The sequence below is a fragment of the Nonomuraea sp. NPDC050663 genome (genome assembly GCF_044456985.1).
In the GTDB taxonomy this organism is placed as follows: Bacteria; Actinomycetota; Actinomycetes; order Streptosporangiales; family Streptosporangiaceae; genus Nonomuraea.
The window spans coordinates 288,297-311,472 of record NZ_JBITGL010000002.1; the positions used below are offsets into that span (position 1 = coordinate 288,297).

The 23,176-nt window shown below is 71.5% G+C and carries 27 protein-coding genes and 1 pseudogene; 14 read left to right on the forward strand and 14 right to left on the reverse strand.

Annotated features, from left to right (window positions below):
• Positions 1-6: 6 nt before the first annotated feature.
• The 3 genes from ACIBH1_RS06000 to ACIBH1_RS06010 are packed head-to-tail and all read left to right on the forward strand — an operon-like array spanning position 7 to position 2,128.
• Positions 7-351 carry a YrdB family protein gene (locus tag ACIBH1_RS06000; protein ID WP_397312463.1) on the forward strand — a complete coding sequence of 115 codons (345 nt, stop codon included), beginning with the start codon at positions 7-9 and terminating at the stop codon, positions 349-351.
• Between the two features lie 2 nt (positions 352-353).
• Positions 354-1,247 (forward strand): NAD-dependent epimerase/dehydratase family protein, encoded by an 894-nt coding sequence (locus tag ACIBH1_RS06005; protein ID WP_397312464.1) that lies wholly within the window; start codon positions 354-356, stop codon positions 1,245-1,247.
• Positions 1,244-2,128 (forward strand): Gfo/Idh/MocA family protein, encoded by an 885-nt coding sequence (locus tag ACIBH1_RS06010; protein WP_397312465.1) that lies wholly within the window; start codon positions 1,244-1,246, stop codon positions 2,126-2,128. Before ACIBH1_RS06005 ends, ACIBH1_RS06010 begins: the two co-directional genes overlap by 4 nt.
• A gap of 51 nt (positions 2,129-2,179) precedes the next feature.
• Here the strand turns inward: ACIBH1_RS06010 and ACIBH1_RS06015 are convergent, their stop codons facing one another.
• The 3 genes from ACIBH1_RS06015 to ACIBH1_RS06025 are packed head-to-tail and all read right to left on the reverse strand — an operon-like array spanning position 2,180 to position 5,656.
• On the reverse strand, positions 2,180-3,187 hold the full coding sequence (locus tag ACIBH1_RS06015) for an acetamidase/formamidase family protein (protein WP_397312466.1): 1,008 nt from the start codon (positions 3,185-3,187) through the stop codon (positions 2,180-2,182).
• Positions 3,184-4,566 carry an APC family permease gene (locus ACIBH1_RS06020; protein ID WP_397312467.1) on the reverse strand — a complete coding sequence of 461 codons (1,383 nt, stop codon included), beginning with the start codon at positions 4,564-4,566 and terminating at the stop codon, positions 3,184-3,186. Before ACIBH1_RS06020 ends, ACIBH1_RS06015 begins: the two co-directional genes overlap by 4 nt.
• Positions 4,567-4,591: 25 nt before the next feature.
• Positions 4,592-5,656, reverse strand: coding sequence for a substrate-binding domain-containing protein (locus tag ACIBH1_RS06025; RefSeq protein WP_397312468.1), 1,065 nt, complete (start codon positions 5,654-5,656; stop codon positions 4,592-4,594).
• Between the two features lie 29 nt (positions 5,657-5,685).
• On the opposite strand from ACIBH1_RS06025, the gene ACIBH1_RS06030 reads away from it, so the two are divergent.
• Genes ACIBH1_RS06030 through ACIBH1_RS06045 form a run of 4 tightly spaced genes read left to right on the forward strand, consistent with a single transcriptional unit; the run spans position 5,686 to position 7,642 of the window.
• Complete coding sequence (locus ACIBH1_RS06030; RefSeq protein WP_397312469.1) at positions 5,686-6,129, forward strand: MarR family winged helix-turn-helix transcriptional regulator; 444 nt, start codon at positions 5,686-5,688, stop codon at positions 6,127-6,129.
• Between the two features lie 47 nt (positions 6,130-6,176).
• Entirely contained in the window at positions 6,177-6,788 is a 612-nt protein-coding gene (locus ACIBH1_RS06035; protein ID WP_397312470.1) for a hypothetical protein, read from the forward strand.
• Positions 6,778-7,227: an RDD family protein gene (locus ACIBH1_RS06040; RefSeq protein ID WP_397312471.1), complete on the forward strand. Its 450-nt coding sequence runs from the start codon at positions 6,778-6,780 to the stop codon at positions 7,225-7,227. The genes ACIBH1_RS06035 and ACIBH1_RS06040 overlap by 11 nt, the downstream gene beginning before the upstream one ends.
• A gap of 43 nt (positions 7,228-7,270) precedes the next feature.
• Positions 7,271-7,642, forward strand: coding sequence for a VOC family protein (locus ACIBH1_RS06045; protein WP_397312472.1), 372 nt, complete (start codon positions 7,271-7,273; stop codon positions 7,640-7,642).
• Here the strand turns inward: ACIBH1_RS06045 and ACIBH1_RS06050 are convergent.
• Positions 7,639-8,100 carry a cupin domain-containing protein gene (locus tag ACIBH1_RS06050; protein ID WP_397312473.1) on the reverse strand — a complete coding sequence of 154 codons (462 nt, stop codon included), beginning with the start codon at positions 8,098-8,100 and terminating at the stop codon, positions 7,639-7,641. The genes ACIBH1_RS06045 and ACIBH1_RS06050 overlap by 4 nt on opposite strands.
• Positions 8,101-8,170: 70 nt before the next feature.
• Between ACIBH1_RS06050 and ACIBH1_RS06055 the strand changes: the two genes are divergently transcribed.
• Complete coding sequence (locus ACIBH1_RS06055; RefSeq protein WP_397312474.1) at positions 8,171-8,716, forward strand: hypothetical protein; 546 nt, start codon at positions 8,171-8,173, stop codon at positions 8,714-8,716.
• Here ACIBH1_RS06055 and ACIBH1_RS06060 read toward each other — a convergent pair.
• Positions 8,652-9,929 (reverse strand): polysaccharide biosynthesis C-terminal domain-containing protein, encoded by a 1,278-nt coding sequence (locus ACIBH1_RS06060; RefSeq protein ID WP_397312475.1) that lies wholly within the window; start codon positions 9,927-9,929, stop codon positions 8,652-8,654. The two genes, ACIBH1_RS06055 and ACIBH1_RS06060, sit on opposite strands and share 65 nt — an antisense overlap.
• 71 nt (positions 9,930-10,000) lie before the next feature.
• Complete coding sequence (locus ACIBH1_RS06065; protein ID WP_397312476.1) at positions 10,001-11,278, reverse strand: Glu/Leu/Phe/Val dehydrogenase; 1,278 nt, start codon at positions 11,276-11,278, stop codon at positions 10,001-10,003.
• Between the two features lie 193 nt (positions 11,279-11,471).
• Here ACIBH1_RS06065 and ACIBH1_RS06070 point away from each other — a divergent pair, with 193 nt between their 5' ends.
• The 4 genes from ACIBH1_RS06070 (at position 11,472) to ACIBH1_RS06085 (ending at position 15,429) form a co-directional block, all read left to right on the forward strand.
• Complete coding sequence (locus tag ACIBH1_RS06070; RefSeq protein WP_397312477.1) at positions 11,472-13,004, forward strand: alkaline phosphatase D family protein; 1,533 nt, start codon at positions 11,472-11,474, stop codon at positions 13,002-13,004.
• On the forward strand, positions 13,001-13,714 hold the full coding sequence (locus ACIBH1_RS06075) for a class I SAM-dependent methyltransferase (RefSeq protein WP_397312478.1): 714 nt from the start codon (positions 13,001-13,003) through the stop codon (positions 13,712-13,714). The genes ACIBH1_RS06070 and ACIBH1_RS06075 overlap by 4 nt, the downstream gene beginning before the upstream one ends.
• 70 nt (positions 13,715-13,784) lie before the next feature.
• Positions 13,785-14,339 carry an RNA polymerase sigma factor gene (locus ACIBH1_RS06080; protein WP_397312479.1) on the forward strand — a complete coding sequence of 185 codons (555 nt, stop codon included), beginning with the start codon at positions 13,785-13,787 and terminating at the stop codon, positions 14,337-14,339.
• Positions 14,332-15,429, forward strand: coding sequence for a hypothetical protein (locus ACIBH1_RS06085; protein ID WP_397312480.1), 1,098 nt, complete (start codon positions 14,332-14,334; stop codon positions 15,427-15,429). The genes ACIBH1_RS06080 and ACIBH1_RS06085 overlap by 8 nt, the downstream gene beginning before the upstream one ends.
• Before the next feature lie 42 nt (positions 15,430-15,471).
• On the opposite strand, the gene rocD is transcribed toward ACIBH1_RS06085, so the two are convergent.
• The 4 genes from rocD to ACIBH1_RS06105 form a co-directional block, all read right to left on the reverse strand.
• The gene (gene rocD / locus ACIBH1_RS06090) at positions 15,472-16,680 is read right to left on the reverse strand and encodes an ornithine--oxo-acid transaminase (RefSeq protein ID WP_397312481.1); all 1,209 of its coding nucleotides are present in this window, start codon (positions 16,678-16,680) and stop codon (positions 15,472-15,474) included.
• Entirely contained in the window at positions 16,677-17,468 is a 792-nt protein-coding gene (ddaH, locus tag ACIBH1_RS06095; RefSeq protein ID WP_397312482.1) for a dimethylargininase, read from the reverse strand. Before ddaH ends, rocD begins: the two co-directional genes overlap by 4 nt.
• Before the next feature lie 119 nt (positions 17,469-17,587).
• Positions 17,588-18,073 (reverse strand): Lrp/AsnC family transcriptional regulator, encoded by a 486-nt coding sequence (locus ACIBH1_RS06100; RefSeq protein WP_397312483.1) that lies wholly within the window; start codon positions 18,071-18,073, stop codon positions 17,588-17,590.
• 50 nt (positions 18,074-18,123) lie between these two features.
• Complete coding sequence (locus tag ACIBH1_RS06105; RefSeq protein WP_397312484.1) at positions 18,124-19,071, reverse strand: isopenicillin N synthase family dioxygenase; 948 nt, start codon at positions 19,069-19,071, stop codon at positions 18,124-18,126.
• Between the two features lie 52 nt (positions 19,072-19,123).
• Between ACIBH1_RS06105 and ACIBH1_RS06110 the strand changes: the two genes are divergently transcribed.
• Positions 19,124-19,705: a hypothetical protein gene (locus ACIBH1_RS06110; RefSeq protein WP_397312485.1), complete on the forward strand. Its 582-nt coding sequence runs from the start codon at positions 19,124-19,126 to the stop codon at positions 19,703-19,705.
• A 12-nt stretch (positions 19,706-19,717) separates the two neighbouring features.
• Here the strand turns inward: ACIBH1_RS06110 and ACIBH1_RS06115 are convergent, their stop codons facing one another.
• Together ACIBH1_RS06115 and ACIBH1_RS06120 are read right to left on the reverse strand one after the other, a co-directional pair.
• The gene (locus tag ACIBH1_RS06115; protein ID WP_397313109.1) at positions 19,718-20,152 is read right to left on the reverse strand and encodes a hypothetical protein; all 435 of its coding nucleotides are present in this window, start codon (positions 20,150-20,152) and stop codon (positions 19,718-19,720) included.
• 6 nt (positions 20,153-20,158) lie between these two features.
• Positions 20,159-20,350, reverse strand: a pseudogene (locus tag ACIBH1_RS06120) (helix-turn-helix domain-containing protein); the annotation flags it as partial.
• Between ACIBH1_RS06120 and ACIBH1_RS06125 the strand changes: the two are divergent.
• Positions 20,279-21,136, forward strand: a complete 858-nt coding sequence (locus ACIBH1_RS06125; protein ID WP_397312486.1) for an FAD-dependent monooxygenase — start codon at positions 20,279-20,281, stop codon at positions 21,134-21,136. The pseudogene ACIBH1_RS06120 and the gene ACIBH1_RS06125 overlap by 72 nt on opposite strands.
• Positions 21,137-21,139: 3 nt before the next feature.
• Here the strand turns inward: ACIBH1_RS06125 and ACIBH1_RS06130 are convergent, their stop codons facing one another.
• Together ACIBH1_RS06130 and ACIBH1_RS06135 are read right to left on the reverse strand one after the other, a co-directional pair.
• Positions 21,140-22,261 carry an alpha/beta hydrolase family protein gene (locus ACIBH1_RS06130; RefSeq protein ID WP_397312487.1) on the reverse strand — a complete coding sequence of 374 codons (1,122 nt, stop codon included), beginning with the start codon at positions 22,259-22,261 and terminating at the stop codon, positions 21,140-21,142.
• Between the two features lie 70 nt (positions 22,262-22,331).
• On the reverse strand, positions 22,332-23,150 hold the full coding sequence (locus tag ACIBH1_RS06135; protein ID WP_397312488.1) for an alpha/beta fold hydrolase: 819 nt from the start codon (positions 23,148-23,150) through the stop codon (positions 22,332-22,334).
• Between the last annotated feature and the right edge of the window lie 26 nt (positions 23,151-23,176).

The window sequence follows — 23,176 nt, forward strand, 5'->3', positions numbered from 1 at the left end:
GCAATGATGACGATTTTCAAGGGTGCCAACCTCCTGCTGATGTTCCTGCTGGAGCTGGGTGTGCTGTTCGCCGCGGGACTGTGGGGCTTCACGCTCCAGGCCGGCTGGCTGGTGCGCATCGTCGCCGGCCTGGGAGCCCCCGGGGTGTTCATCGCGGTGTGGGCGCTGTTCGGAGCCGCCAACGGCGCCAAGATCCCCCTGACCGGCCTGGCGCGCCTCGTCCTGGAACTGGTGTGGTTCGGCGGCGGCGCCGTGCTGCTCTACCTGGCCACCTCGGCCGCCCCCGCCGCCGTCTTCTTCGGCCTCTGGGTCCTCAACGGCATTCTCCGCCTCGTCTGGAAGCAGGTCTGATCATGGGTAAGCACCTTGTCGTCGGAGCCGGTCAGGTCGGCTCGCACCTGGCCCGCACGCTGGCCGGCCAGGGTCACGAGGTCGTGCAGGTGAGCAGGTCGGGCAGCGGTCCTTACGGCGTGGCCGCCGACGCGAGCGACAGCGCCAGGCTGACCGAGCTCGCCAAGGGCGCCGACGCCGTCTACAACTGCGTGAACCCCGCCTACCACCGCTGGATGACCGACTGGCCGCCGATGGCCGAGTCGTTCCTGGCCGCCGCCCGGGCGAACGACTCCGTCCTGGTCATCCTGGGCAACCTCTACGTCTACGGCCCGGTCGACGGGCCGATGACCGACGACCTGCCGCTCCGGCCCTCCTCGGAGAAGGCGGCGGTCAGGGCGAAGATCTGGCACGACGCGCTGGCGAGCGGGGTGCGCACGGTCGAGGTGCGCGGCTCCGACTACTTCGGCCCCGGCTCCACCGACCAGGGATACTTCGGCGAGGAGCGCTTCCTCAAGCCGCTGCGCGAGCGCAAGACGATCCGCACGGTCTGGCCGCTGGACGTCCCGCACACCTTCACCTACCTGCCCGACGTGGCCGAGTCGCTGGCCATCGCGGGCAGCGACCCCAGGGCCTGGGGCCGGGCCTGGCACGTGCCGTCGAACGAGCCGACGACCTTCCGCGAGATGGGCGGCCGCATGGCAGCCATCCTCGGCCTGCCCGAGCCCCGCATGTCCGCGATGCCGTGGCCGATGGTCAGGATGGCCGGGCTGTTCTCCCCGATGGTCGGCGAGATGAAGCACGTGCGCTACCAGTTCACCAGCCCGTTCGTGATGGAGTCCGCGGACTTCACCAGCACCTTCGGGCAGCGGGCGACCCCCATGGACGAGGCGCTGCGCCGTACGCTGGGTCGATGAAGATTGCCATGATCGGACTGGGCGACATCGCGGAGAAGGCCTACCTTCCCGTGCTCGCCGCCCAGCCGGACCTCGAGCTCCACCTGTGCACCCGCAACAAGGACACCCTGGACCGGATCGGCGACGCGCACCGCGTCACCGGCCGGTCCACGGCCGTCTCCGGGGCCGTCGAGGCGGGGGTCGACGCCGCGTTCGTGCACGCCGCCACCGCGGCGCACTTCGCGATCGTGGAGCCGCTCCTGCGCGCGGGAGTGCCGGTCTACCTCGACAAGCCGATCACCTTCGACCTGGCGTCGAGCACGGAGCTGGTGCGGCTGGCCGCCGAGTCGGGCGTCTCGCTCATGGTGGGCTTCAACCGGCGCGTCGCCTACGCCGAACTGGCCGGGCTGCCGCGTGACCTGGTGCTCATGCAGAAGAACCGCGCGCACCTGCCCGACGAGCCGCGGCGGGCGGTCTTCGACGACTTCATCCATGTGGTCGACACCCTGCGCTTCCTGGCGCCGGGCGAGGTGACCTCGCGCCACATCCGCACCCGGGTGCGCGACGGGCTGATCGAGCACATCGTGCTGGAGCTCGCGGGAGAGGGCTTCTCGGCCATCGGGATCATGAACAGGGTGGGCGCGGTCTCGGAGGAGTCGTGCGAGGTGATGGGCGCGGGGGCCAAGCGCCGCATCGTCAACCTCGGCGACGTGACCGACTACTCGGCCGAGGGGGAGACGCTGCGGCGCCGGCCCGACTGGGTGCCTGTCTCGCGCCAGCGCGGCATCGAGCAGCTGTGCCTGGAGTTCCTCGACGCCGTGCGGCAGGGACGCGTGCTCGACGCCTCCGACGCGCTGGTCTCGCACGAGATCTGCGAGGAGATCGTCCGCCACGCGAGCTGAAATGCGGGAGCCCGGCCGCCGCGAGGGTGCAGCCGCGGCGGCCGGGAGGTCTCAGCGGCCCGTGTAGCCGGCCGCCAGCCGGCGCAGCCTGGCGTGCGCCCCCTCGTAGACGTCGCCGCCTCCCAGATACCTCTTGGCGATCTTGGCGACCATCGTGTAGTTGGTGTCGCAGACGTTGCCCACCGGGGCCTGCCCCGCCTGGCTGACCAGCTGGTAGGCGTCGAGCGTGTCGAGCCCGGTCAGCTCCGACGCCCAGGTCACCAGGTCGTGCTGGCTGATGCGGTAGGCGTCCTCCAGCGGTCGGGCCGAACCGGTCGACATCAGGTGATCGTCGTCCTCCAGCCGGGGCCAGGGCGTCGGCACCCCCTTGATCAGCTCGACCGCGACCACGGTGTTCATCGCGCACTCCAGCGCCGTGCCGCACACCTCGCCCTCGCCCTGGCGGGCATGGCCGTCGCCGACGGCGAACAGCCCGCCCTCCACGTTGACCCCGAGGTAGACCGTCACCCCGGCGCGCAGCTCGGTGGTGTCCATGTTGCCGCCGTGCGCGTCAGGGGTGATCGTCATCCTGGCCTCGCCGGCCGCGGGCGCCACGCCGACCGTGCCGTGCATCGGGTCCATCGGCAGGTCGACGGTGAAGTCGCCGTTCCTGGCCTGGTACCTGGCGACCCGGCGGTCGAGGTCCAGGTCGTAGCGCCAGACGCGCTCCTCCAGCGGCGGCTGGAGCGTGGCCGTCGTGTGGGTGCCGGTCAGCGCGCCGAACAGCGGGAACGTCGAGGACCACGCGTGGTCGCGCGCCGGGGTGATCGACACGAAGTGCAGGGCGAGCGTGTCGCCCGGCTCGGCGCCCTCGACGTGGAAGGGCCCGGTCACCGGGTTCAGGTACGGGAACTCGCACACCTGCGAGGGCAGGTCGTCGACGCTCCTGACCCGGCCGGCGAAGCAGTCCTCGGTGAACACCTCCAGGATCGTGCCCGGCCGCAGCTTGCCCACGGCGGCGCGGCCGCCGAAGGTGTAGCTGTACTCCTCGGGCGAGGGCCGGTAGGACACGATGTTCACGAAACCTCCTGGGGCAAAGAGGGCCGGCGACCGAGCAGGTACGAGACGCCCAGCACCACCAGGCCTATCCCGAGCCAGATGAAGCCCAGCACCTGAGCGGCCACATTGGCGTTGATCACGACGAAGACCAGCACGGCGAAGCCGATCGCCGGAGCGACCAGGTGGGCGAGCAGGTCGCGGCTGCGTTGCCGTACGACGAAGTGAACCACGACGGCCACGTGCAGGAGCAGGAAGGCGGTCATGGCGCCGAAGTTGACCAGCGAGACCAGCAGCGAGACGCCGTCGTCGAGGGTGTTCATCCACAACCCGACCCCGAGGGAGATCAGGGCGACCACGAGCGTGGCGTTGACCGGGACCTTGTGACGCGGGTCCACCTTGGCCAGGAACGAGGGCAGCTGCCGGTCGCGGCCCATCGCGAACAGCAGGCGCGAGGTGGCGGCCTGGGCGACCAGGGAGTTGGCGAAGCCCCAGGCGACCGCGGTGGCCACGGCCGTCAGGATGGCCAGCCACGGGCCGCCCGCGAACTCGGCCAGCGCGTAGAAGGCGTTGTTCTTGACGTCGTCGTCGGTCATCACCGCGGCGCGGTTCTGGGTGAGCAGGGCTGCCACCCAGGTCTGGGCGATGAACAGCACGCCGACCAGGGCGAGCGCGGCGACCATGGAGCGGCCCAGGCGCGCGGCGCTCTCCCTGTTCTCCTCGGCCAGCGTGGAGATGCCGTCGAAGCCGAGGAACGACAACACCGCCACAGAGGCGGCGCCGAAGACGACGGTCCAGGAGAAGGTGTTGGGGTCGAACACCGGCGAGAGGGTCTCGGCCTGGCTCTTGCCCGAGGCCAGCGCCATGACGCCGACGACGAGGAAGACGGCGAGGACGGCCAGCTCGGCGATCAGCATGATCTTGGTGACGCGGGCGGTCATCTGGATGCCCAGGTAGTTCACCACGGTGTTGAGCAGCACGAAGATGATCAGCCAGCCCCAGATGGGGATGGCCGGGACGAACGAGGCCATGGCCGCGCTCGCGATCAGGTAGAGCAGGCTCGGCACCAGGATGTAGTCGAGCAGGATCGCCCAGCCCGCCATGAAGCCCACCGGCGCGGCGATGCCCCGGCCCGCGTAGGTGTAGACCGAGCCCGCCATCGGGAAGGCGCGGGCCATCTGCGCGTACGACAAGGCGGTGAAGGCCATGGCCACGAGGCCGACGAGGTAGGCCAGGGCGACCATGCCGTGGGAGGCGCGGAAGACGTCGCCGAAGATGCCGAAGGGGGCGATCGGCACCATGAAGATCAAGCCGTAGATCAGCAGGTCGGCGAAACCCAGGGAGCGCTGCAACTCCTGGCGGTAGCCGAACCGCTCCACAGTCTCGGGGGGTGTGGTCATCATGAGCGGAGCCTAGAACTGATGTTTTCTAATGAAAAGGTTTCTCTAGAAAGAATGACAGCCCGTCAGCCCTGCCCAGATGCACCGGCTGGCGCACCTGCCGGTCGACCAGCGTCAGCTCGCCCCGCGCACTGGTGATCGTGGCGCCGTCGGCGTGCCGGTCGATCGCGTCGACGTCGAGGGAGCCCGCCCGCGTGATGAGGCTGGCCAGCATCATCACCGCCTCGTAGCAGCCGTGGCCGTGCGCGTTGAGCAGCGGGGCGTGCGGGCCGAACCGGCCGGCGTACCTCTCGGCGAAGCTCAGGCCCGCGTCGGTGTCGAGGCCGTGGAAGTAGCCCATCGACGCGAACAGCTCGCCCGTCTCGTCGCCGCCCATGCCCAGCAGGCCGTGCTCCTCCAGCGCCGCGCACAACCTCGGCACAGCCAGCCCCTCCCGGACGAAGGCGCGGTTGAAGCGCACCAGGTCGCTGCCGATCAGGGTGAGCAGGATCGCGTCCGGCCTCGCCGCCCTGACCGCCTCGACCGCCGCCACCGCCGCGCCGTGCGGGACGTAGGACTCGCCGACCACCTGGTCCAGATACCCCCTGATCGCGCCGTTGACCAGCCGCGGCCACACGTAGTCGTTGCCCAGCAGGAACCACCGCCGCGTCCTGCGGCGGGCGCGCAGCCACTCGATCGCCGGCCGCAGCTGCCGCACCGGCGTCTCGCCCAGGAAGTACAGCCCCCTGGCATGACCCCCGCCCTCGTACGGCGGCGCGTACACGAACGGCACGCGGCCCCGCAGCAGCTCGACCACGGCCACCCGCACATCGCTCGCGTGCGTGCCGGCCAGCGCCTGGATCGTGCCGCTCGCGACCAGCGCGCCGACCTCGGCCGCCACCTCGCGCGGCGACCGGCCGCCGTCGACCAGGACCAGCTCGACCCGCCTGCCCAGCAGCCCCCGCCCGTTGACCTCCTCGGCCGCCAGCAGGGCGCAGTTGATCGCGCAGGGCCCGACCAGGCCCAGCACTCCCGACACCGGCACGATCAGCCCGATCCTCACCGCCGAGGAGGGCAGCAACCGCGCCTCCAGCGGATCGACTATCGGCGCCACGCGCCGAGTATCCTCCTAAACTGGACGCCATGACGACCGCCGGGCTCGGCTCCTCTCTGGCCTATCTGCTCAGCCGCGCCGAACGCAGCGTCAACCGCGCCCTGTCCGCCGTGCTGGCGGCCGAAGACGTCACCGTCGAGCAGTGGCGCATCCTGCGGGCCCTCGGCGACGGCCGGGGCCACTCGATGGGGGAGCTCGCCGGCGCCGTCCTCATGCCCCACCCCACGCTGACCAAGGCCGTCGACCGGCTCATCGACCGCTCCCTCGTCTACCGGGGCCCCTCCTCCGAAGGCGACAGGCGCAGGGTCGCCGTCTTCCTCGCCTCCAGGGGCGACGAACTGCTCGCCCGCGTCGAGGGCGGCATCGCCGAGCACCACCGGCTCATCGAGGCCGCGTACGGCACGGCACGCACCGAGGAGCTCATGCGCGCCCTCGAAGACCTCGTGCAAGCCCTCGAAGATGGCAATCCTTGATCAAGCCATTCCCGCCCCTAGTGCACCCAGCGGGAATGACTCAGGGCATGACAGCACAGACCTCCACCCAGGAGAAGACCACCCTCGGCGCACTCTCCAGGGTCTGCCTGGGCACCATGGTGCTGCTGGAACGGCAGGTGCGCGAGACGCTCACCTCCAAGCCCGGCAAGGTGGGCGAGGCGACCGCGGTCGTGCTGGGCATCGCCGACCGCACGGCCTGCGCGGCCCGTGACGTCCTCGACCGCGGCAGGCGCGCCGTCACCGACCCCGTGGGCACCGGCAAGGCGCTGGCCGGTTCGCCGCCGGTGGCCTGGATCACCAGCCCGGCGCGCGGAGTGGCCGCCAAGGTGGCGGCACGGCTCGACAGCCTCGCCGCCCACGGCCACACCGTGGCCGACGGGGTCGGCGACGACGCGGCGGCCTTCCTGAAGGTGGAGTCCGACCGGGCCATCGCCTGGGCACGCACCACCGTGATCCCGCCGATCGTGGAGGACCTGGCCAACAACGAGAAGATCCGCGACCTGGTGTTCAACCAGGCGCTCGGCGCGGTCTCCGACGCCTCCCACACGGTCAAGGGCGTGGCCAGCGACGCCGACGCCCGCGTCGAGGCCGGATTCCAGCGGCTGCTGCGCCGCGGAGAGACCGCCGATGGCGGATGACGCCTACGCCGGGCTCGTCTCCCGCGTGATGGCGCTGCTGATCGACGTGCTCGTGCTGGTGCTCGGCACGGCCGCCGTCTACATCGTGCTGGTCGAAGGCTCCGGACTGATGCTCGGCGGCTCGCCGTCGTGGGTGCGCCCCGTCGCCGGCGCGGTGATGGGCGCGCTGCCGACCGCCTACTTCACCCTCGCCTGGTGGCTGACAGGACAGACGGCGGGCGACATCGTCATGGGCGTGACGGTGTCGCGGGCCGACGGCCGGCGGCTCGGCCTCCTGCACGCCCTGCTGCGCGCCGTCGTCGGGCTCGCCCTGGCGCCGGTGTGGCTGGCCGGGATGGTCACCACCCTGATCGACGGGCGGCGGCGGTCGCTGCTCGACATGCTCTTCGGCACCGTCGTCCGCTACGGCGGGGCCCGCACGAACCTGCAGCTCCTCTGACCCCGGCTGGACGCGCGGCCGCGAGCGGGCGGACAGTGGAGTCATGGCTGTCGACCTGAACCACACGATCGTCCCGTGCCGCGACCGCAAGGCCTCGGCGGAATTCCTCGCCGGGATCCTCGGACTCAAGGCGGGCAAGCAGTGGGGCCCGTTCATCCCGGTCGAGACCGCCAACGGGGTGACACTCGACTACATGGAGGCCGGGGAGTTCCGGCCGATCCACTACTGCTTCATCGTCAGCGATCCCGAGTTCGACGAGATCTTCGCCAGGATCGAGGAGCGCGGGCTCGACTACTGGGCCGACCCCGCGCACCGCGAACACGGCACGATCAACCATCTGTACGGCGGGCGCGGGTTCTACTTCGACGACCCCAACGGGCACAACATGGAGGTCATCACCGCCCCCTACGCCTAGATCCAGTAATTGTCGTGTTGCGCGTAGAACTCCGGGCCCTGCTGCTCCAGCAGGCCCTCGAAGTAGCCCTCGCGCGGCGCGCCCGGCGAGAAATGGATGAGCATCGAGGCGGGCGCGCCCGACTCGTTGCGGAAGCCGTGCACCCCGCCGATCGGCACGTGCACGAAGTCGCCGGGGCCGCACTCCAGCCACTTCTCGCCGTTGAAGATGTTGACGGCGCCCTCCAGGACGAAGAACGACTCGGTCATCGTCCGGTGGAAGTGCGGCGCGGGCCCGGTCGGCGTCGCGGGCATGTTCCACCGGTAGAGCCCGAACAGCCCGCCGGTCGAGGCGCCCGTCGCCAGGTAGTGGGCGCTGCCGCCGTGTGGGTAGCGCAGGTCGGGTTCCTGGGAGGCGGGGCGGAAACTCGCCGTGATCTCGCCCTTGTCGCCGAAGTACTTCGGGTCGGGATAGGTCATGACGTCAATTAAATGTGAGGGGTTCGTGCAGGGGCGGGGCGACCCCGGGCTCGGGGGCTAGGGTCCGAGCATGATCCGAGCGGTGGGAATCGGCGTCGCCGCCACGACCGGCCTGCTGGCGGCGCTGACCTACGTCACCTTCAGCGTGCCCGGCACCCACTTCGTGGCCGCCTTGATGCTCGTCTACGCCTGGGCATTGCTCGGCCTGATCTGGCCGGCGGCGCTCGCCGTCACGCTGGCCCTGCGCGCCGGACGGGCCGACCTGCGCCTGTCGTGGCCCGTGTGGGCGGCGTCGCCGGTCATCGTGGCGTTCGCGGCGGCCGCCGTGTACTTCGGCGTGCCCGAGCGGCTGCGCTTCGAGCTGTCACGTCCTGCCCTGGAGACGCTGGCCATGTCGGTCGTGTCCGAGGGCGACAAGGAGCCGGGCTGGACGGGGCTGTTCCCGCTCCGCCGCGCGGAGGCGGTGCCCGGCGGCGCGCGCTTCCTGGTCGAGGGCACCGGCTTCCTCGACCCGTGCGGCTACGCCTGGAGCCCCAACGGCAGGCCCCCGGTCATCGGGGAGGACCACTACGAACACCTGAGCGGCCCGTGGTACCGCTGGCGGGAAAGCTGGTGACCCGCCACCAGCCCGCCAGCTTCACCACCAGCCCGACCACCTCGCACCCCACCAGCACCGCCCACATCCCCGCCAGGTCCCCGGCCGCCAGCACCGCCGGGACGAGCAGGCCGTAACACGCCAGCGCCGCCCCCAGGCTCCACCCGGTGCGCCTGAGCCCGGCGAACGACGCGGTGAGCACCATGCCGCACCCGGTGACCAGGGAGTACGCCACCAGCAGCGGCACCGTGGACTCGACGAGCTCCACCACCACCGGGTCCGCGCTGAACCACCGGCCCACCGGCAGGAGGAGCGCCGCGCCCCCGCAGGCGAGGACGCCGGCGGCCGCCACCGCCAAGGCCGAGCCGCCGACGCGGCGGGCGTGCGAGGGGGTGGCGGCGCGGGCGACCTCGGGGGTGGAGGCCAGCCCGGTGGCGAAGGCGAGCAGCCCGAGGAGCAGGTCGAGCGTCAGCAGCACCGAGTGCGACGCCGCGGCCCGCGCGCCCAGCCTGGCCGCGGCGTAGGCGACCACCGCCATCGCGGCGAACTTGACGATCAGCGTCGCCGACAGCGGCAGGCCCACGCGCGCCATGCGCCAGATCTCGCGCGGGCGCGGGCGGCCCGGATGGAAGCTCAGCCCCAGGACACGATGGAGCAGCGTGCGCGAGACGGTCAGGGCGACCGCCGTGGAGGTCAGGAGGGCCAGGCCCGCGCCGGTGACGCCGAGCCGGGGGACGAGGAGCAGCAGGACGAGCACCTCGGCGGCGGTGGCGGCCAGGCTCGACCACAGGACCTGGCGACGGCGGCCGAAGGCGATGAGGGCGCCGTTCGCGCCGCCGCCCACCGACGACAGCAGTACGTTGGCGGCCAGCAGCACCGGGAGCGGCCCCAGCTCCGCTCGTACCTCGGGGGCGGCGCCCGAGACGATCCACGGGGTGCACAGCAGGATGGCCGCGCCTGCCGTACCGAGGGCGATGGCCAGCCAGCGGGCGTCCCGCAGGTACGGCAGGGCCGTGGCGGGATCCTCGCGGAAGGGCGCGACGAAGGGCGACAGGCCGCGCAGCGCGCCGGAGACGGCGGCGTTGACGGGATGCAGCACCGCCCCGGCCAGGGCGAAGGCGGCCAGCTGGGCCGGCGACTCGTGCCCGAGCAGCAGCGTGCAGAACAGCTGGGCGACGATGCCGGTGCCGATGGACAGCAGCAGGGGGAGCGCGGCGCGCAGGAGGGGGAGCATGAAAAGCAGAATCCCGGCGCGGTGGCCGGGACTCTGATCATTCTATCGCGCCCGGCCTCCCGGGCGCGAGGTCACGGGTACAGGCCCCGCAGGGTGTGCGCCTCGGCGACGCGGCCGACGCCGATGACGTGGGCGGCCTGCCGCAGGGTGATGCCGCGCTCAGCCGACAGCGAGCGCACCTCGGCGAAGGCGCCCTCCATCAGGTCGCGCAGCTTGACCTCGACCTCGCCGGCGCTCCAGGAGTAGGCCTGCATGTTCTGCACCCACTCCAGGTAGGAGACGATCACGCCGCCGGCGTTGGCGAGGATGTCGGGCACGACGACCACGCCGGATCCGGCCAGGATCTCGTCGGCCTCCGGGGTGGTGGGCCCGTTGGCGCCCTCGACGATGAGGCGCGCCCTGACACGGGGCGCGTTCTCGGCGGTGACGACGCCTTCCAGCGCGGCGGGCACCAGCACGTCGACGTCGAGCTCCAGCAGCTCGCCCAGCGGCATCGCGTCGGCGTCGCGGTAGCCGGCCACGCCGCCGGTCTCGGCGACCCAGGCGCGCACGGCTGCGACGTCGAGGCCGTTCGGCGCGTGGACGGCGCCGGAGGCGTCGGAGACGGCCACGATCGTGCAGCCGGCGTCGGACAGGTACTGCGCGGCCAGCGCGCCGACCTTGCCGAAGCCCTGCACGGCGACGGTGACGCCCTCGCCGGAGCGGCCCAGGGCCATCATGGCGGCGATCTGCACGCCGCGCGAGGTCGCCCCGGCGCGGCCGAGGGAGCCGCCGAGCGTCATGGGCTTGCCGGTGACCACGCCGGGCACCGAGTAGCCGGCGTTGACGCTGTAGGTGTCCATGATCCAGGCCATGGTCTGCTCGTCGGTGCCGACGTCGGGGGCGGGGATGTCCTTCTCGGGGCCGATGAGCGGCAGGATCTCGTTGACGTAGCGGCGGGTGAGTCGCTCCAGCTCGCGGGTCGACAGTCCCGACGGGTCCACGGCCACGCCGCCCTTGGCGCCGCCGTACGGGATGCCCACCAGCGCGCACTTCCAGGTCATCCACATCGCCAGCGCGGTGACCTCGTCCAGGTCGGTGCTGGGATGAAAGCGGATGCCGCCCTTGGCGGGGCCGCGGGTGATGTTGTGCTGGACGCGGAAGCCCTGGACGATGTCCATGCGCCCGTCCTCGCGGCGCACCGGCACCGACACGGTGAGGGAGCGGCGGGGGGTGGCGAGCATCGTGTGCAGGCCGTCGTCGAGGCCGAGGTGTGCGGCCGCGTGGGCGAGCTGGTGGAGGGCCGAGTCGAGGGCTTGTCGCCCGGGAGTGATCAGGGCCGGCGTCGTTGACGGCACCATGACGGTCATGGGGTGAGCCTCCTCAAGGAGTCCAGGCGCCATTGCCTGAAACCCTTATGGGTGTTGTGTCGCAATCACCCTAGGGTGACCGGTTTCACCCTGGCTAGAGGTGAACGTTGCGCACCGGGGGTATTCACATGCGTCTGTTGCCGCTTCGAAGCCGATCCGTTGCCGGTAGCCTGATCATGGGAAGGGAACGGGCATGCCAGAACTCTTGGTCGGGCCGATGTTGCGCTACGTCGACGAGACGAGCGCGTCCATCTGGGTCGAGACCAGTCAGCCGTGCGAGGTGACGGTAGAGGTCGGAGCCACGCAGGGCACGGCCTCCACCTTCACCGTCCACGGGCACCACTACGCCATCGTCGACGTCGAGGCCGAAGGCGCCTACGAGGTGCGCCTCGACGGCGAGAAGGTGTGGCCGCCGCCCGAGAGCCGGGCCAGCCGCATCATGCTGCTCGACCTGTCGAAGCCGGTACGGCTGGCGTTCGGCTCCTGCCGTACCAGCGTGCCCCACGACGCCGCGCACAACGCCACCCACGGCCCCGACATGCTGCGGGCCTACGGCGCGCACCTGATGCAGACGGCCGACGACGACTGGCCCGAGCTGTTGCTGCTGCTCGGCGACCAGGTATACGCCGACAGCCCGTCGCCGGAGATGCTCGACTTCATCAAGGAGCGCCGCCCAGGCCAGGAGCCCGCCAAGGAGATCGCCGACTTCGAGGAGTACGCCGAGCTCTACCGGCAGGCCTGGACGGAACCGGAGATCCGCTGGCTGCTGTCGACCGTGCCGACCGCGATGATCTTCGATGACCACGACCTGCGCGACGACTGGAACACCTCGCGCGACTGGCGGCGCAAGATGGCCAAGGTCGAGTGGTGGCCGCGCAGAGTCATCGCCGGACTCGGCGCCTACTGGGTCTACCAGCACCTGGGCAACCTGTCACCCGCCGAACGCGCCGACGACGCGCTGCTGCAGAAACTCGTGGCCGGTGGGGGAGCGGAGGTGCTCGACGCCTTCGCCGCCCGCGCCGACGCCGACCCCTCCAGCAACCGCTGGAGCTACTCCCGCGACCTCGGCGACACCCGGCTGATCATGGTCGACACCCGCTGCGCCCGCCAGCTGGTGCCGCGCGACCGCATGATGCTCGACCCCGCCGAGTGGTCGTGGCTGCTGGAACAGGTCGACTCGCCCGCCCGGCGGCTGGTCATCGGCTCCTCCATCCCGTATCTGCTGCCCGAAGGCGTCCACTACGTGCAGAACTGGAACGAGGCGCTGTGCGACGGCAAGTGGGGCAAGCTCGTCGCCAAGCTGTCCGAGGCCTTCCGCCAAGCCTTCGACCTGGAGCACTGGGCCGCCTTCCGCCAGTCGTTCGACCAGCTCGGCAGCCTGCTGAAGGATCTGGGCAAGCCCGTCATGATCCTCTCGGGTGACGTGCACTACTCCTACGCCGCCAAGTCCGGCAACATCCACCAGCTCGTCTGCTCGCCGATCCGCAACCCGCTGAGCCGCACGCTCCGCCTGGCCAACGTGATCACCCAGTTCGGCATCGCCACCCTGATCGGGCGCTTCCTGGCCAGGCTGGCGGGGCTGCCCAGACCGCCCTTCCGGTGGAAGATCGTCAAGGGGCCGTGGTTCCAGAACGCCCTGGCCCAGCTGGAGCTGGGGGAGGGCACCACGGTGTCCTGGTACGGCGCGCAGAAGGAGTTCCAGGAGATCGACAGCGTGAGGCTATGACCGACCACTACTCCGTCGCCGTCCCCTTCTACGACCTGTGGCACGACGACGGACACGTCCCCGACATGCGCGAGAAGCTCCCCTCCGTCCTGTCGGGCGTACGGCGAAGCGTGCTGGAGATCGGCGCGGGCACCGGGCGCATGACCGAGGTGATCGCCGCCGCGACCCCCGCGGAGATCTTCGCCCTGGAGCCCTCGCTCGGCATGCGCGGGGTGCTCCTGTCGCGCCTGGCCGACCGGCCCGACCTCATGGAGCGGGTCACCGTCCTGCCGTACGACGCCCACAACGTCGAGCTCGACGAGCCCGTCGAGGCCGTGGTCATGATCGCGGTCCTCTACACCTTCAGCGCCGCCGAACGCGCCAAGCTCTGGCAGGTGCTGGCCGGACAGCTGGAGCCCGGCGGGCTGCTGGTGTTCAACTGGCGCGAGCGCCCCGTCGCCGAGCCGGGGGAGCTGGAGCGGCTCGACACCTACCGGGTCGGCCGCCACGACTACGAGATCTGGGCGCAGACGCTCTCGGCCTCCGAGGAGTTCTCCACCGCCCGCTTCCTCTACCGGATCCGCCACCGCGGCGTCGTGATCAGCGAGGACGAGGTGGTCAGCAGCAGCCACCGCCCCGGCCACGACGCCCTCACCGCCGAGCTGACCGCCGCCGGATTCGAACCAGACCACGCCCCCGAGGGCCTGCTCGCCTGGCGGCTGCGGAAATAGTGGGAACCGGGGGCGGCGCAGCGGCCAAGGACAGGGTGTAAGCCCGCCCACCCCCGAGAGGACCACGAAGGTGCTCACGCTCGACGACGCCACGCTGATCGGGCGTTCGTTAGGCGAGCCGGAGATGTTCGCCCAGCTCTTCGACCGGCACGCGGACGAGATCTTCCGCTACGCCGCCAGGCGGCTGGGTCCCGAGCTCGCCGAGGACGTGGTGGGAGAGGTCTTCCTGACCGCCTTCCGCCGCCGCTCCGGCTACGACACGACCCGGTCGGACGCCCGGCCCTGGCTCTACGGCATCGCCACCAGGAAGATCGCCGGGCACCGCCGGGCCGAGATGCGGCGCGCCAGGGCCATGGCCCGGCTGGCCGTCGAGCGGCCCGACGGCTTCGACGATCGCAGCGCAGAACGCGTGACGGCCGAGCAACTGCAGCCACGCCTGGCCAGGGCGCTCACCAGGCTCAACGCCGGCGAACGCGACCTGCTGCTCCTGCTCGCCTGGGCGGACCTGACCTACGAGGATGCGGCGCTCGCACTCGGCGTCCCCGTCGGCACCGTCCGCTCCCGCCTGCACCGGCTGCGCGCCAAGGTCCGACGGGCCCTTCCCGAGGAGTTCCACCATGGATGAGGAGATCCGCTTCTTCGCCGACAACCGGCCCGGCGCCCCGCCCTACCCGGACGAGGCACGCGCCAGAACGCGGCAGCGGCTGGAGCGCCGGGTGCGGCGCCCGCGGTTCCTCCAGCCGGCGCTGGCGGCGTTCGCCCTGACGATCGCCCTGGTGGCGGGGGTCACGGTCGTGCTGTCGGGCGGAGGTGGCAGCGACGAGGCGGCGGTCGCCGTGCTGCCGGAGCTGGACCCGCGGCCGGGGCAGTTCGTGGTGATCGAGACACAGCATGCCTACACCGACGAGAACGGCCGGACGACGACCTTCCACACCCGCACCTGGCAGCCGGTCGACCAGCGAAACGGCCTGGGCATCACCGAGAATGCAGGGGGCGAGGTGCCGCACTGGATCCCGCCGGAGTCGGTCGCCTTCGGACGGGCCGAATGCCCGCAGAGCCTCGATGTCGCCCGCGTCGACTACACCTACCTCGGCGGCCTGCCCGAGGACCCGACGGCGATGAGGGAGTGGCTGGAGGCGCGCATGGTCGGCGACGGCGAGCAGGTCGAGTTCTGGGAGCTGGAGCCGTTCCTCCAGGACACCTACCTGCCGCCGGCTCAGCGCCGGGCACTGTTCGAGGCGATCAAGGCCTTGCCGGGCGCTCAGGTGGTGGAGAACGTCGCCGACGGAGCCGGGCGCACGGGCCCGGCGGTGCGCTTCGAGACCGTGGGGGTGGGCCTACCCGGCGGCGGCGAGGTCACCGTCATGGAGCACCTCGTCTTCGACCCGGAGACGTTCACGTTCCTGGGCAGCCGGATCACGGGCGGGGGCACGCGCACCTCCGCTCGCATCACGCAGACGCTGGTGGAGGCGCCCCAGGCGGTCAGGGACGGCGGCTGCCTGGCCGGTCCCGCGCAGCAGCCGGTGCCGTCGCCGACCGAGACGGGACATGTCTGGATGACGCCGCAGCCCTCGCCCTCGACGACCGTGCCCGACGAGGAGCAGCCCGAGCTCGAGATCCGCTCCACGCTGACCCCCGAGCCGGCCGGGTCGGTCCTGCCGACCCCGATCCCCGAGTCGGACAGCGTCACCTTCACCCCGGTCCCGACCCGCTGAGCACTCCGGTACGGCTCGGCCGAGCCGTACCGGAGCACCCGGCTACTGGAACGACGCGATCGTCTCGGCGAGGCGGTCGACCGCCCACAGCAGGTCTTCCTCGGAGATCACGATCGGCGGCGCGAGCCGGATCGTCGAGCCGTGGGTGTCCTTGGCGAGCACGCCGCGGGCCATCAGCGCCTCGGAGATCTGCCGTCCGCTGGCCAGCGACGGGTCGATGTCGACGCCCGCCCACAGGCCACGGCCGCGCACGGTCACGACGCCCTTGCCGACGAGGGTGGCGAGCCTTTCGTGCAGGATCGCGCCGAGCCGGGTGGCGCGCTCCTGGAACTCGCCGGTGTTGAGGATCTCGATGACGGCGTTGCCCACCGCGCAGGCGAGCGGGTTGCCGCCGAACGTGGAGCCGTGCTGGCCGGGCTTGATGACCCCGAGCACGCCGGCGTCGGCGGCGATGGCGCTCACGGGCACGACGCCGCCGCCCAGGGCCTTGCCCAGGACGTAGATGTCGGGCACGACGCCCTCGTGGTCGCAGGCGAAGGTCTTGCCGGTACGGCCGAGGCCTGACTGGATCTCGTCGGCGATCATCAGCACGTTGTTCTCGGTGCAGATCTCGCGGACCTGGGTGAGGTAGCCGTCCGGCGGCACCAGCACGCCCGCCTCGCCCTGGATGGGCTCGACCAGGACGGCGACGGTGTTGGCGTCGATCGCCTCTCGGATCGCCTCCGCCGAGCCGTACTTCACGATCTTGAAGCCCGGCGTGTAGGGGCCGAAGTTCGTGCGGGCGTCGGGGTCGGTGGAGAAGCTCACGATCGTGGTGGTGCGACCGTGGAAGTTGTCCTCCATGACGATGATGTTGGCCTGCTCGGCGGCGACGCCCTTGACCTCGTAGCCCCACTTGCGCGACACCTTGATCGCGGTCTCGACGGCCTCGGCGCCGGTGTTCATCGGCAGGATCATGTCCTTGCCGGTGAGGTCGCCGAGCCCGGCGGCGAAGCGCGCGAACTGGTCGTGGTAGAAGGCGCGGCTGGTGAGGGTCAGGTTGCGCAGCTGCTCCTGGGCGGCCTCGATGATCTTCTCGTTGCCGTGGCCGAAGTTCAGGCTGGAGTAGCCCGACAGGAAGTCCAGGTAACGCTTGCCCTCGACGTCGGTCACCCACGCGCCGTGCGCCTCGTGGATCACGATCGGCAGCGGGTGGTAGTTGTGCGCGCTACGGCGCTCGCTGATCTCGATCTGCTCGGTCGTCTTGCTCATCGAATCTCCAGGGTGCAGCACTTGGGACCGCCGCCTGCCTTGCGCAGCTCGGACAGGTCGACCGGAATGACCTCGTATCCTCGGCGCTTCAGCTCGAGTTGCAGGTCATTTGCCTCGACATTGATGACGACATGGCTGCCGTCGCTCACCGCGTTGAGGCCCAGAACCTCGGCGTCGGCGAGGGTCGCCTGGATCGCGTCCGGGAACATCCGGCGCAGCACTTCCTGGCTCCCTAGAGAGAACGCTCCGGGGTAGTAGGCGATATTCCTGCCGTCGAGCGGGAACAAAGCGGTGTCGAGGTGGTAGAAGCGGGGGTCGACCAGCTGGAGGGTCACCACGGGGCGGCCGAGGAACTCCTGCGCCTCCAGGTGGGCCGAGCGATCGGTGCGGAATCCGGTGCCGGCCAGGATCACGTCGTCGAGGGTGAGGAAGTCGCCCTCGCCCTCGTTGACGAAGCCCGCCTCCAGGGTCTTGCCGAAGCCGTTGTCACGGAACCACCGCAGGTAGGCGGGGCCTTCGGGGCCGCGCTCCGGGAAGGCGAAGCGCGCGCCGTACACACGGCCGTCGACCACGAGGGCGCCGTTGGCGGCGAACACCATGTCGGGCAGACCCTCGACGGGGTCGATCAGGCTGACCTGGTGGCCCAGCTCCTCGTAGGCGGCCTTCAGCGTCTCCCACTGGCTGATCGCCCGGTCGCGATCGGCGCCCTTGGCCGGATCCATCCACGGGTTGATGGCGTATTCGACCGCGAAGTGCTCGGGGCGGCACATCAGGAAGTGCTTGGGCATGCATGGTCTCCGTCGTCATTGAGGGGATCGTGACCAGGGTCAACGGAGCAATGCTAGGAACCGGTGTTTGCGCAGGCCAAGCGCTACGCCTTGCGTGTTGGCGCGGGTCTGTTGCGTTTCTAGGCGGGGTTTGCCGATCCGTTGCGTTCCGCGGGGACGGCCGTGCCGGGGGTGGCGTCGACCAGGCGCGAGAGCACGATCGCGGACTTCGTGCGCACCACGAACGCCTCGGCCGCGATGCGTTCGATGACCCGCTCGACGTGGCGCACGTCTGTTGCGCGGATGTGGAGCAGGGCGTCGGCCTCCCCGGTGATGGTGGCCGCGCTCACCACCTCCGGGAATCTCATGACGGCCAGGGCGATGTCGGAGGGCTTCGTCTTGCCCGCGCAGAAGAGCTCGACGTAGGCCTCGGTGGTCCACCCCAGCGCTTGAGGGGAGACGCGGGCGCTGAAGCCGGTGATCGCGCCCGACTCGCGCAGGCGGTCGACGCGGCGTTTGACGGCCGAGGCGCTCAGGCCGATGGCCGCGCCGATCTCGGCATACGTCGCCCGGGCGTCCTCGACGAGCGCGCCGATGATGTCACGATCCAGCCGATCCAGTTCCACGAGAGTCCTGTATACCGCTTGTCGCGCGCTCGTGACGCCCAGGGGCGGGGCTACTGGCGCTCGCCCGGCAATACCTCGGCTCCGAGCTGCGGGAAGACCTTCGACACCTTGCCCAGCAGGTAGGCGCCGTAGGTGCCGGTGAAGGCCCGCAGGTCCTGGCCGTCCCAGCGGGCCCGTCCGCCGGGCGTGTACGGCAGCGGCGGCACCTCGGAGTCCCACCCGGGATCGAAGAAGAACGGGAAGCTCAGCCGCTCGTTGCCGCTCAGGTTGCGCACCCGGTGCGGCGTCGAGCGGTAGAGGCCGCCGGTCAGCTTGTCGAGCATGTCGCCGATGTTGCACACGAACGTGCCCTCGATCGGCGGGGCCTCGATCCAGCCGTCGCGGGTGTGCACCTGGAGCCCGGCGTTGTCGTCCTGCAGGAGCAGGGTCAGCAGGCCGTAGTCGGTGTGCTCGCCCACGCCCCAGCCGTCGGCGTCGGGCTCGCTCGGCGGGTAGTGGAAGATGCGGAACAGCACGGTCGGGTCGGCGGTGTAGCCGTTCGAGAAGTAGCCGGGGTCCAGGCCCAGGCTGCGGGCGATGCCGCTCATGACACGCTGCGCCGTGCGGGTCATGACCTCCAGGTACTCCAGGACGGCCGGACCCAGCTCGGGGACCTGGGCGGGGAAGAGGTTGGGGCCGCGCAGCGGCAGGCCGGAGGCGGGCTCCTCCTTGCCGAAGTAGACGCCCTCCTTGAGGTCGGGCCTGCCGGAGGTCAGCTCGCCGCCGACGGGGAAGAAGCCGCGCCACGCCCTGCCGCCGCGCTCCATCGAGATCTCGGCCTTGACGTGCTCGGGGAGGTCGAAGAAGCGCCTCGCGGCCGAGTCGAGCCGCTTGATCAGTTCGGGCGGGACGCCGTGGCCTGACAGGTAGAAGAAGCCGTTGTCGCGGCAGGCCTGGCCGATCTCGTCGGCTACCTGGTCGTCGGGCCGGGTCAGGTCGATCACGGGGAGCGTGCTCATGATGTGAATTATCGTCGGGTGGGACCCGCTGCTGGGCCGCTAGCGTGGGCGCATGTTCCCGGACAAGATCTACGGTGCCTCGACCCGGATCGCCGGCGACCCGTCACGGGTCGCGCTCCTGCTGCCCGGCCGCGGCTACAGCGTGGCCAGGCCGCTGCTCCACTACGCGCGCAAGGCGCTGCTCGCCCACGACTGGACCGTGCAGGAGATCTGGTGGGAGGTGCCGGAGGACCTCGCCGGAGACGACAGCGCGGCCTGGGTGGACGGGCAGACCCGCCAGGCGCTCGGCCGGGAGGGCGCCGGGAGCGTCATGTTGGTGGGCAAGTCGCTGGGGACACTCGCGGCGCCCCTGGCCGCCGAGCGGGCGCTGCCCGCGATCTGGCTGACGCCGCTGCTCCACATCGACGGCATGGAGCGCGCAATCGGGCTGGCCACCGCGCCGACCCTGCTCATCGGCGGCACCCGCGACGTGTCCTGGCCTCCGGGGGCGGCGGAGAGGACGGGGCAGGAATACCTGGAGCTGACGGGGGCCGATCACGCCCTTGAGCTGATGGGCGACCCGGTGGGCTCGGTGGAGAACCTGGCCAGGGCGACGGCGGCCATGACCGCGTTCGTGGCAGGCCTCGGCCGTTAGGCTCGACCCCGCTCAGCTCTGCCGGTCGCGCATCCAGGGGCCGAGGGCGGCGTCGGTGGCCTCGCTCATGCGGCGGCGCATGGTGTCGAGGTCGTCGCCCGCCTCCTCCAGCAGCACCTGCAGCGCCCCTGTGACGGCCCCGACGAACGCGCCCACCAGCGCCGCCGCGCCCACCTCGTCGAGCTCCCCGGGGAAGGCCGCGTGCAGGTGCCGGGCGATCTCGCGCTTGGCGTCGAGCTGCAGCTGCAGCCCTCGCCCCCGCACGGCAGGCACGGTCCTGATCAGCCGCATCCGCAGCGCCGCCGTGCGCCCCACCATGTCGTCGCTGTCGCGGTTGACCTCGCGCAGCGCCCTCAGCAGCACGTCCGCGGGCCCGTCGTCGGCCCCGCGCGTGGCGATCGCCTCGAGGACGGCCACGATCCGCCCGTCGCTCTCCGGGTAGAGCACCTCCTCCTTGCTCGCGAAGTAGCTGAAGAACGTCCGGGTCCCGATCTCGGCCGCCTCGGCGATGTCGGCGATGGTCGTGCCCTCGTAGGACCTTTCGTCGACCGCCGGGGCCGGAGGGTCGCCGGCATGCCCATGTCGTCGGCCGACATCGAGCTGCCCCGCGCCGACCTGGCGCGCATCCTGTCCGAGGCAGGCCAGGACAGCACCGGCTACCTCTACGACGACACCATCACCGCGATGCGCCAGGACTCCGCGGGCGTCGAGGTGACCTTCGAGAACGCCGCTCCCCGCCGCTTCGACCTGGTCGTCGGCGCCGACGGCCTGCACTCGGCCGTGCGCCGCCTGACCTTCGGCCCGGAGGAGCGCTTCGCCTCCCACCTGGGCATGTACGTGGCCACGCTGCCCATCGCCGGGCTCGACCTGGACCCCACCGAGGTGACCATGCACAACGCGCCGGGCCGGGCCGTGGCCCTGCATCCCGGCGCCGGTCAGCCGGGGGCCGCCTTCATGTTCCGCGCTCCCGCCGTGCCCGGCCTCGACCATCGCGACACCGCCCGGCACAAGCAGATCCTCGCCGCCGCCTACGCAGGCGCGGGCTGGCGCGTGCCGTACCTCTTGGAGCAGGTACGGCAGGCGGACGACCTGTTCTTTGACGCCGTCAGCCGGGTGCGCCTGGGCGCCTGGTCCGATGGGCGGATCGTGCTGCTCGGCGACGCGGCCTCGTGCGTGTCGCTGTTCGGCGACGGCTCCACCCTGGCCATGGCCGGGGCCTTCACGCTGGCCGAGTCCCTCGCCGCGCATCCGCGCGACCACGGCGCCGCCTTCCGCGCCTACGAGGCGCGGCACCGGGCGCTGACCATCCCCAAGCAGCGCCTCGTCGCCCCGGCGTCGCGGCTGCTCGTCCCCGCCACCAGGTACGGCCTCGCCGCGCGGAACGCGGGAGCCCGCCTGCTGTCGGCGGCCTCCCGCGCTCGCGCGGCGTGATCCCTACGGCTGGTGGAAGGCCACCTCGGGGTTGTCCTTGGCAGGCCCGTCGAGCAGCGGCTCGTTCTCGCCCTTGAGGTGCCGGTCGAAGAAGGCGCCCACGTAGGCGCGCGGGATCTCGCCCGAACGCTTGCCCGACAGCGGCGCCGTCGGGTCGACCATGCCGAGCTGGGCGCCCAGCACCGGCAGGTCGACGAAGCTCAGGTGCCCCGTCTTCTCCACGGTCAGCCAGCGCTTCCATCCGCCGAGCTTCGGCCACGAACGGTCCCACGAGGCGTCCACGCCGCCGGGGGAGTGGCCGCTGCGCGTGCCGACCATCATGAAGGGCCGCTTCAGGCCGTCGACCGGGGTGAAGAAGGTGCCGTCGAGGTTCACGCCCGCGCGCACCCGGCGATCCTCCGCCATGACCTGCGCGGCCGCGTTGCCGCCGATGGAGTGTCCCGCCATGCCGATGCGGCTCTTGTCGATCATCTTCGCGTACGGCCAGGCCGGACGGGGTCCCGTGAGCCGGTCGAGCAGGAACGACACGTCCTTCGCCCTGCCCTCGGCGACCTTGGCCAGGCCGCCGTCCTTCACCTTGTCGCAGGCCACGCAGGTGGTGATCCTTCCGCCGGGGAAGGCCGTGCCGTACGACTCGTTGGCGTGGTCCACGGCCGCGACGACGTAGCCGCGGCTGGCCAGATCCTCGGCCAGGCCGGTGAGCAGCCCGCGGGGCAGCGTGAAGCCGGGCGACAGCACGACCAGCGGGTGGCGGCCACGCGCCGGGGCGGCCCCGGCCTTCGCGTTGACCTTGGTCGCGCTGACCATCTCGGCCGCGCCGGGCTGGTCACGCTTCTGCCCCCGCAGGAGCAGGCGCGCCTCCTCGGTGGTCATGTACTGAGCGGTCGAGCCGCCGCCCGTCCGGGCCGGGTAGTACATCGAGACCATCAGCTCGCGCGGGCCCTTGCCGGTCCACGGGTCGACGCGGTCACCGTCGACGAGGTGCAGCACCTCGCGCCCGACCGGGCTCTGCCCGGTCACGGGGGGAATCTCCAGCTGGACGGCGGCCTGAGCGGGGGCGGCGGCGACGGCCCCGGCGGTGATCAAAGCGGCGGCCAGTGCTGCGGTGAGGGTCTTCTTCGTCATGGGGAAGAAGCTACGGATCACCCCGGGGGCCCCGGCACTGACGAAAGTCAGCCCCGGGCCTTGTCCTTGGTCACCAGTTGTCGCGCACCCAGTCGAGCGCCCCGGGGGCCGAGCGGAGGATCGTGATGTGCCCGTCGCCCGCGCCCTCCCGCGCGAGCGCGCCGGGGATGCGGTCCGCCAGCCAGCGGCCGTGCGTGCTGGGGATCATCCGGTCCTGAGTGCCGTGCAGCACCAGCGCCGGCACGGCGATCCGCGCGGGATCGAACCCCCACGGCGCGACGTAGGCCAGGTCGTCGTCGATCAGGGCGCCAGGACCGTCGTCCAGCGCCGGGCCGACCACGCTGCCGACCCACGCCCAATCCTGGTCGAGGGCCGCGTGGTCGCCGGGCGTGAACATCTCGGGGTCGTACTCCGCGACCGCCTCGTGCGCCTGCTTGGCCTCCCGGCCCCGGGCCGCTGCTCGCAGCGATGCCACCCCTGACGGGGTCATGCCGCCGAACCAGTCGAGCCCCTCCGCGTCGTAGGGAGCCGGGCTCGCCATGCTCACGACGGCCCGCACGCTGCCCGGCGACAACGCCGCGCAGGCCAGCGCGTGGGCTCCGCCGCCCGAATGCCCCATCACGACGTAGTGCTCCAGGCCCAGCTCGGCGGCGACCCTCGCGGTGTACTGCGCGGCCGAGGCGACGTCGCGCCCAGGGCTCGGCGTCGAGCCGCCGTAGCCGGGGCGGTCGTAGGAGATCCAGCGCACCCCGGGACGGAACAGCGGCCGCGGCGGGGCGCCGATGTTGGGGGTGCCGTGGTGCCAGAAGACCGGGATGTCGCCCGTCAGGGTGTCGTAGACGTGGAGAGTGCGGCCTTCGCCCAGGTCGAGATCGAATTCGGCGGTCATCCGCGCAGTGTAGAGCGCGCCACCGT